Consider the following 8132-nt stretch of genomic DNA (forward strand, 5'->3'; position numbering starts at 1 on the left):
CCATCCTCCACCAGGAACTGCGCCTGGCCACCGGCACCCACCTCGACCTCGCCGCTTGATCCCGCAGCCCTCAGGGCGCCGAGCGGCCGGCCCGCGGCACTCAGCGGGACGCGGGGAGGCGCAGCGCGGTCCACACCGTGGCGTGCGGGCGGAAACCGAGCCGTCGGTAGAGGTGGTCGGCCGGACCAGCGGGATCGGCACCGAGGCCGATGCGGCTGCCCGGCTCCGCCGCGAGGTGCGCGGCGACGGCCCGGTGGGTCAGCGCCGACGCGATGCCGATCCTGCGGTGGACGGGGTGGACAACGACATCCTCGATCGTCGCCAAGCCCTGCCGATCGTGCAGCAGGACCGCCTTCGCGACGGGTCCGCCGTGGCGGAGCGCCAGCCAGATCGTCGCGCGTCCCGCGGCCGCGAGCTCACGCTGCACGTCGACCGCCCAGGCGGTGAACTCGGGATCGCTGGCGCGCCAGTCGTCGGGGGTCTCGCCGGTTGCGTACCGGTCGAGGACGCTGATCGCGTGCCAGCGACGCTCCACCTCGACCGGGGTGTCGTCGGCACGCACCTCGACGCCAGCGCCGCGCGGCCGTGGGACGCTCGAGGGCGGGGTGACCGTCACGAGTTCGGCGGGCGCCTCGGGCGGGGCGACGGGCTCACCGAGCAGCAGCACGGTCGTGGCGTGCAGCTGCATGCCGAGATGGGCGCACGCCCGGGACAGTTCCGGGTCGGTGGCCGGCACCTCGGCGGGCGCGTCGGGGCGCAACGGTGTCTCCCACCGCAGCTGCACGTGCCGGACGCCGAGTCGGCCGGTGGTCTCGCCGAACCGGTCGACCCACGCGGTCAGGTCGCCGGGCACCGGTGGGGACTCGAGGTCGATGGTGTTGCCGTCGCGGAAGTCGGGCCGCGACGGGGTCCGCACGCTCACGTGGTCGCGGGCGTAGGTCACCAGCGTCCGCGGTGAGCTGCCGGCACGGCTGATGGCCAAGCCGAGCCGCTCGTCGAGCCGCCGGAGCTTGGGGTCGCCGGCCGGGTCGGTGCGCGGCGCGTCCGCGCTCATCGGACCGGGACATCCCGGCTGACGAGGTCGTCGAGCGTCTCGCGGCGCAGCAGCTCGTGCGCCTGACCGTCCTTCACGAGCACGGCACCGGGCCGCGGCAGGCGGTTGTAGTTCGACGCCATCGACGCGGTGTAGGCACCCGTGGCCGCGACGGCGAGCAGGTCACCGACGGCCAGATCGCCCGGCAGCGGGGCGTGCTCGCGCACGAGGTCGCCCGACTCGCAGTGCTTGCCGACGACCGTCACCGAGCGGGGTTCGACGGCGCTCGCGCGGCTGGCGAGCATCACCTCGTGGACGGCGTCGTAGAGGGCCGGGCGGATGTTGTCCCCCATCCCGCCGTCCACCGAGACCCACGTCGTCAGCCCCGGCAGCGGTTTGACCGTGCCGACCTCGTAGAGGGTGAGGGTCGACGGTCCGACGATCGCGCGTCCGGGCTCGACCACGAGCCGCGGACGGGGGAAGTCGAGCCGCCCGCATGCGTCGCTGACCGCCTCGAGCACCGCCTTGCCGTAGCGGGAGACCTCGACCGGGTGGTCCTCGTGGGTGTAGCGGATCCCCATGCCACCGCCGAGGTTCAGCTCGGTGAGGGTGACACCGTGCTCGTCACGCCAGCGCGCCATGAGCTCGAGGCAGACGTCCGCGTTGGCGATGAACGGGTCGGTGCCGAAGATCTGCGAGCCGATGTGCGCGTGGATGCCGACGACCTCGACGTGGTCGAGGTCGCGCGCAGCGAGCATCGCCTGGTCGGCGAGCCCGAGCGACAGGGTGAAACCGAACTTCGCGTCGTCGTGACCGGTGCGCACGTACTCGTGGGTGTGCGCGTCGATGCCCGGGGTGATGCGCAGCCACACCTGCGCGACGGTGTCACGGGCGGCGGCCAGACGCTCGAGCCGCTCGAGCTCGTCGAACGAGTCGACGACGATGCGCCCGAGACCGACCTCGAGCGCCCGGTCCAGCTCGGACTCGCCCTTGTTGTTGCCGTGGTGGATGAGCTTGGCCGGGTCGATCCCCGCGACCAGGGCGGTGTGCAGCTCACCCTCGGAGGCCACGTCGACCAGCAGCCCCTCATCGTCGACGATCTGCAGGATCCCGACGGTGCACCACGCCTTCGAGGCGTAGGCGACCTCGACGCCGGGGAACCCGCTGACGTAGCGCCGACAGCGTTCGCGCAGATCACCCTCGTCGACGACCCACAGGGGCGTGCCGTGGTCGCGGGCGAGGTCGGTGACGGAGACACCACCGACGTGCAGGACGCCGTCGGCGTCCCGCTCGGCGTTGAGGGGCCAGGGTCCGGGCATGGTCACAGCCGTTCGGGTGCGGCCACACGCAGCAGGCCGAGCGCGTCGGCGAGGACCTGCTTGGCGGCGAGAGCGAGGTGGTAGCGAGCACGACCGAGCTCCTCGAGCCGGCGCGTCTCGTCGGCCGTCCGGTCCGGAACGTCCGGCGCCAGGATCCGGCACTCGGTGTAGAAGCGGTGGAAGGTGCCGGCGAGCTCCTCGGCGTACCGGGCGAGCCGCTGGGTGGCGCGCAGCTCGGCGGCCTCGGCGACCACCAGCGGCAGCTGGGCCATGGCTGTGAGCAGCTCGAGCTCGGCCGGGTGGTCGAGCAGCGCCAGGTCGGCGTCCGCGATCGGCCCGGGATCGAAACCGCGCTCGTCGGCCGCCCGGAGGATCGAACTGATCCGCGCGTGGGCGTACTGGACGTAGTAGACCGGGTTCTCCATCGACTGCTGGGTGACCACCGCCAGGTCGAAGTCGACGGTCGAGTCGAGGCTCTGGCGCAGGAACGCGTAGCGGGTCACGTCCACGCCGACCTCCTCGACCACCTCGTCGAGGTCGATGGTCTCGCCCGCACGCTTCGACATCTTGACCGGCTGGCCTCCACGGAGCAGGTTGACCAGCTGCCCGATCCGGATCTCGACCCGGTCGACCGGGATGCCGAGGCAGGCCGCCGCGGCGTGCAACCGGGCGACGTAGCCGTGGTGGTCGGCGCCGAGGAGGTAGATCAACCTGCCCCCGCCTCCGGTGCCGTCCCCGCCCGAGACGCGCGCCCACTTGTCGCGGATGTAGGCGCAGTCGGCGGCGAAGTAGGTGGGGCGCCCATCGGAACGGATCAGCACCCGATCCTTGTCGTCCCCGTGAGCCTCGGTGCGCAGGAAGACCGCACCGTCGTGCTCGTAGGTCTGACCGTCCGATATCAGCTGGGCCACGGTCGCGGCGATCGCACCGCTCTCGTGGAGCGAGGTTTCCGAGAACCACACGTCGAAGTCGACGCCGAGCTCGTGGAGCTGGGTCTCGATGCGCTGGCGCATGGACTCGACCGCCAGCACACCGACCCGTGCGGCGACCTGAGGGTCCACGAGACCGCTCGGCTCCGCAGCCGCGTCCTCGACGAGATCGCTGCCGGGACCGGCGGCGTGCTCGGCGCCACCACCGGCCAGCGTCGGGGCGTCGACCCCGGTCGTGGTGAACAGCGCATCACCGTGTTCGGCGCGCAGGTCCGCCGCGATGTCGGCCACGTAGCTGCCGCGGTAGTGGTCCTCGGTGAGCTCGCGGCCCTCGGCCACCAGCACCACCGACTCGCCGAAGCGCCGGATCTGCTCACCCGCGTCGTTGACGTAGTACTCGCGGCTGACCGCGTGGCCCGCGGCCTCGAGCAGCTCGGCGATCGCGTCGCCCGTCGCGGCCCAGCGACCGGCACCGACGTGCAGCGGACCCGTCGGGTTGGCGGAGACGAACTCGACGTTGACGGTCTCGCGCTGATCGTCGGCGAGCTCGGTCCGTGCGTACCGCAGCCCCTCGGCGAGGATGCGACGGACCAGGTCCTGGTGGTAGCGGTGAGCGAACCGGAAGTTGACGAACCCCGGCCCGGCGATGTCCGCCTCCGCCACGACGTCGGGCAGCTCGAGGTGGTCGAGGACCACCTGGGCGATCTCACGCGGCGGTCGCTTGGCCGGCTTGGCGAGACGGAGCGCGACCGTCGTCGCCCAGTCCCCGTGGTCGGCCTGCTTGGGCCGTTCGAGCGCGGGGTCGGTGTCGGGCAGCCCGGCGGCGACCAGGGCGGCCCGGATGCGGGCGGCGAGGTCGGCCAGGACGGGATCGTGCAGCTCTGGGCGGGCCACGGGAGCTCCGGCGACGTCGAGGTGGCAGGTGGCGGGACCGCGGAGCGTACGGCCCTCGCCGCACCGGCCCACGCCGGGCCGGTGGGTCAGGCGTCCCCGGCCAGCCGGACCACCAGGTCGATGAGCTCGAGCGGGTCGAACGGCTTCGTGACGTACGCGTCCGCTCCGGCGCCCAAGCCGGCGTTGACGTCCGCCTCCTGGGCCTTGGCTGACAGGATCACGATCGGCGTCGCCGCGACGTCGGGATCGTCGTCAGCGCGGACGGCAGCGCAGACCTCGAACCCGTCCATCCTCGGCATCATCACGTCGAGGAGGACCACCTGCGGACGCTCGTCACGGACCGCAGCGAGACCCGCTTCACCATCGGCTGCCGTGATGACCTCGTGACCCTCGAGCTCGAGGTTGAGCTGCAGCAGCCGCAGGATGATCGGGTCGTCATCGACGGCGAGGACGCGGACCACGGGGCGGTTCCTCTGGGGCGATGACGGGGAGGTGCGACGACGCTAGCCGCGTCGTGCTCACCCGGCGGCGCTCCGAGCGGGCGTCGGCGACTGGTACGGTTCTCGACCGTCGGGCCGCGCCACGAGCACGCCCCCACGCCCCCGTAGCTCAGTGGATAGAGCACTGGCCTCCGGAGCCAGAAGCGTAGGTTCGATTCCTACCGGGGGTACTTGCCAAAACACCGATATTCGGGCGGGCGTCTACGGGGGACTTGGCACGCTGAGCACCGCTCGTGGCAACAATTTGACAACAAAACGGATCGCTCACGCTGATCGCTCGCCGTGAGGATGACGGGTTCACGACGGTGTGCGACGTGGGCTGGGCCGGCCCCCGCAGCGGGGTCCTGGAGGCTGGGACGCGGCGCACGTGCGCGGGTAGAATGGCTGGCATGGTTGATCAGGCGCTCCGCGATCGGGTGAGCCGGTTGAGCCAGGCCGACCGGCTTGAGCTCATCGGTCAGCTCTGGCAGTCGATCGAGGTCGATGAGCTGGAGGTCACCCAGGCTGAGCGCGATCTGCTGGATGACCGGCTCGCGGACCTGCGCAACGATCCGGACGCTGGACGTTCGTGGGGCGAGGTAGAGGCCGAATTGCGCAGCCGCTTTCGGTGACACGTCGGGTCATCATCCGCCCTGCCGCCGAGCAGGACATCACCGATGCGGTCGACTGGTATGCCGGTCGTGCACCCGAACAGATCGGTCGGTTCCTCGACGAGCTGGCGGCCGCCGTGACTCGCAGCGCAGAGTCGCCGCGTCTGTTTCGCACCGTCCACCGCGAGGTTCGTCGGGCGGCACTCCGGGTGTTCCCGTACTTCGTCTGGTTCGTGCTCGATGACGACGCGGACCTCGTGCGGGTCATCGCGGTGACGCATTACCGGCGTGACCCTGCCGTCGTGCGCTCGCGGCTGGAGGGCTGAGCCTTCCAGCGGTCGGTGAGAACCGGGGCCGCGCGGGATCGTCAGCGTGGTCGGTCGCCGTTGAGGATCACGTTGGCGAGGGTGTGCGCGATGGTTTCGTCGGCTGCGGGGAGGACGTGGGCGTAGGTGTCCAGGGTGATGGCGACGTTGGCGTGACCGAGCCGCTGCGAGATGACCTTGACATCGTGCCAGCCGGTCGCCGACGCCAGCGCGGCCGATGCGTAGGAGTGGCGGACCGCGTGCAGCGGGATGTGTGGCAGGCGGGCCATCGCCGCCCGGTGGACGAACCGCTCGTAGAACGTGCCGGGCCTGATCGGGGTTCCGTCTTCGTAGGTCCACAGCAGCCCGGACCGGCGCAGGCCCTGCCAGTCGGTGAATGTGTCCTGCCACGCGGGTCCGGCGAGCATCCGTGTTTCGAGCTGCCGCTTGCGATGATCTTTCAGTGCCTGCACGGTCGCCGGGTCCAGCGCCATCTTGCGCTCACCGGCCTTGGACTTGGGGCGTGGCTTCCAGGTCACCTTCTGGTCGACGATGCCGAGGGTCCAGTCGACCCGGACCCAGCCTGTGTCGAGGTCGAGGTCGTCCCAGGTCAGTCCCGCGACCTCGCCGAGCCGGGCGCCGGTGGTGGCGAACAGCAGCCATGCGGCGTACAGGTCGTCGCCGGCGACATGGCGGAGGAACGTCCGCAGCTCCTCGACGGACCACCAGTCGCTCTCGGCTTCGTCGGCTGTCGGCGGCGACACGGCGTCGGCGGGGTTGCGCTTGAGCCTGCCGTGCTTCTTGACGGCATCGGACAGCGCCTTGTGGAGCATCCCCGCGATCCGCGCGACCGACTTCGCCGATAGTGGGGCGCCGTTCTGACCACCGCGGCGTTCCGGGTGGTCGTACAGACCATCCAGGTCGGCGGGGGTGAGCGCCTGTAGGCGTGTGGCGCCGAGGTGTGGCACCACGTACCGCCGGACGTCGCCGCTGTAGAGCGCGTGGGTCGCCACGGACACCGTGCCCCGATGGCGCCGTGCCGCGTCGGCTGAACGCGGCTTGATAGAGGGCAGCCATTCGTCGGTCAGGTAGGCGACAAGGGTGATCCGGTCCGGGTCGATGTAGCTGCCGTCATCCACATCACCGAGGACCTCGCGCAACGCCTGCTTGGCATCCTTCTCGCGGGTGAACCCGCGCCGTTGCGTCTGCCGCCGCTTGACCTCACCGTTTCGGGATCAGCGACGGGCGGGCTGTCGTAGACGATGCGCCAGCGATCGCCGGCCTTGGTCGAATACTTTTAGACACCGTTCATCGTTCCTCCTGTCCGTCGTGAGACTGTCGCGCAGCTTGAGACGGTCTACCGCCCGGGTGCGACGACGTGCTGTGGATCGTTATCGGGTGAGAACGCGCTGGCTCGTCCGTTGTCGTCGTTCGTCGTTGGCGATCGCGGTTCGCAGGTCGTTGATGTTGCGGGTGAGCTGCCGCTGCTCGTCGGACTGGGTAGGGCTCGTAGGGCGAGCGCCGAGCGCCCGCGTCGGGTGGGTGATGTTCCAGCGCCGTCGGTGACGCACGATGGCCTCAGCGGCGGCGGTCCAGTGTGGGTGGATGGTGGGGTCGGTGGGTGGAGGACCGAGCGCGTCGACCAGCCAGGCGGGTGGACGGCGGCGGTAGCTGGCGACGGCTCGCGCGGCCTCGTCGCGTAGCTCGCTGTTGAGGGCGACCAGCCGGGCTCGTTCGCGCCCGATGAGGGTGGGGTCGGGCAGCCGGGCGAGCTGCTCGTCGGCGGCGGCGATGGCCTGGTCGAGCTCGCCGGCATGACGTTGTGCGGTGTCGTGCTGAGCGACGAGTTGCTGTCGTTGGCGACGGTGGCGCGGGAGTGGGGTGGCGGGCAGTTCGTCGAGCTGGCGGCGGGTGGCGTCGGCGAGCCGACGTTGCTGGTCTCGACGGTCGGCGAGTTGCTGACGGTGGGCGTCGAGATCGAGCGCATGTCGGATGTCGGGCCGGTGTAGGTGCTGTTCGAGGCGGCGGATGCGGGTGCCGAGGTCGGCGACGTCCGCGACGGGGGTGTGCGCGCGGCTGCGGTTGAGGGCTGCGGTGAGCCGTCGGTGGGGGTCGTCGGCTGGCTCGTGGTGGTGCTGGCGCAGCTGGTCGTCGAGGTCGGTGGTGTCGGTGAGGTAGAGGCGGTTGGTGTGGCGGCCGCGGGACAGCGCGACGTAGCCCCATTCGCGGTAGAGATCGGGCGAGCCGAGGGTGTAGGTGTGATGGACAGTCAGCCCTTGGGTTGTGGCCGGTGATGGCGTAGCCGTGGATGAGGTGTCCGGCGTCGAGGTAGTCGGACGGCAGCCGCAGCGGGGTGCCGTGGTCGTCGACGGCGGTGATCGTGCGGTTGTCGGGGTCGATGCCGGTGATGGTGGCACGGGTGCCGTTGACGACCCCGAGGCGGGGGCGGTTTTTCAGGCAGACGATCCGGTCACCGACCCGGAACGGCGTGCCGTCGGCGGTCTGGAGGGTGGGGCCCGTGAGCAGGCCGGCGTCGGCCAGACGGCGGCGGGCACGCAGGTT

8 protein-coding genes, 1 tRNA gene and 1 pseudogene are annotated in these 8132 nt (G+C 71.1%); 3 read left to right on the forward strand and 7 right to left on the reverse strand.

Annotation, left to right across the window (positions count from 1 at the left end; genetic code table 11):
- Positions 1 to 100: 100 nt before the first annotated feature.
- The 4 genes from WEB03_RS01280 to WEB03_RS01295 all read right to left on the reverse strand — a co-directional run bounded on the left by WEB03_RS01280 (position 101) and on the right by WEB03_RS01295 (position 4636).
- Positions 101 to 1054, reverse strand: a complete 954-nt coding sequence (locus tag WEB03_RS01280) for a GNAT family N-acetyltransferase (RefSeq protein WP_368069162.1) — start codon at positions 1052 to 1054, stop codon at positions 101 to 103.
- Positions 1051 to 2352, reverse strand: a complete 1302-nt coding sequence (gene lysA / locus WEB03_RS01285; protein WP_368069163.1) for a diaminopimelate decarboxylase — start codon at positions 2350 to 2352, stop codon at positions 1051 to 1053. The genes WEB03_RS01280 and lysA overlap by 4 nt, the downstream gene beginning before the upstream one ends.
- Positions 2353 to 2354: 2 nt before the next feature.
- Positions 2355 to 4175: an arginine--tRNA ligase gene (argS, locus tag WEB03_RS01290; protein WP_368069164.1), complete on the reverse strand. Its 1821-nt coding sequence runs from the start codon at positions 4173 to 4175 to the stop codon at positions 2355 to 2357.
- Between the two features lie 86 nt (positions 4176 to 4261).
- A complete protein-coding gene (locus WEB03_RS01295; RefSeq protein ID WP_368069165.1) occupies positions 4262 to 4636 on the reverse strand; it encodes a response regulator transcription factor in 375 nt (124 codons plus the stop codon).
- Between the two features lie 137 nt (positions 4637 to 4773).
- On the opposite strand from WEB03_RS01295, the gene WEB03_RS01300 reads away from it, so the two are divergent.
- The 3 genes from WEB03_RS01300 (at position 4774) to WEB03_RS01310 (ending at position 5591) form a co-directional block, all read left to right on the forward strand.
- A tRNA-Arg gene (locus WEB03_RS01300) sits at positions 4774 to 4845 on the forward strand.
- Positions 4846 to 5100: 255 nt separating this feature from the next.
- Positions 5101 to 5286: an addiction module protein gene (locus WEB03_RS01305; RefSeq protein ID WP_368069166.1), complete on the forward strand. Its 186-nt coding sequence runs from the start codon at positions 5101 to 5103 to the stop codon at positions 5284 to 5286.
- The gene (locus WEB03_RS01310; RefSeq protein WP_368069167.1) at positions 5244 to 5591 is read left to right on the forward strand and encodes a type II toxin-antitoxin system RelE/ParE family toxin; all 348 of its coding nucleotides are present in this window, start codon (positions 5244 to 5246) and stop codon (positions 5589 to 5591) included. Before WEB03_RS01305 ends, WEB03_RS01310 begins: the two co-directional genes overlap by 43 nt.
- A 41-nt stretch (positions 5592 to 5632) precedes the next feature.
- Here WEB03_RS01310 and WEB03_RS01315 read toward each other — a convergent pair whose 3' ends face one another.
- The 3 genes and pseudogenes from WEB03_RS01315 to WEB03_RS01325 form a co-directional block, all read right to left on the reverse strand.
- Positions 5633 to 6403 (reverse strand): tyrosine-type recombinase/integrase, encoded by a 771-nt coding sequence (locus tag WEB03_RS01315; protein WP_368069169.1) that lies wholly within the window; start codon positions 6401 to 6403, stop codon positions 5633 to 5635.
- Between the two features lie 306 nt (positions 6404 to 6709).
- Positions 6710 to 6775: pseudogene (locus WEB03_RS01320) on the reverse strand (Arm DNA-binding domain-containing protein); the annotation flags it as partial.
- 186 nt (positions 6776 to 6961) lie between these two features.
- The gene (locus WEB03_RS01325) at positions 6962 to 7987 is read right to left on the reverse strand and encodes a hypothetical protein (protein WP_368069168.1); all 1026 of its coding nucleotides are present in this window, start codon (positions 7985 to 7987) and stop codon (positions 6962 to 6964) included.
- Positions 7988 to 8132: the final 145 nt, after the last annotated feature.

The organism is Nitriliruptor sp. (genome assembly GCF_040882075.1).
In the GTDB taxonomy this organism is placed as follows: Bacteria; Actinomycetota; Nitriliruptoria; order Nitriliruptorales; family Nitriliruptoraceae; genus Nitriliruptor.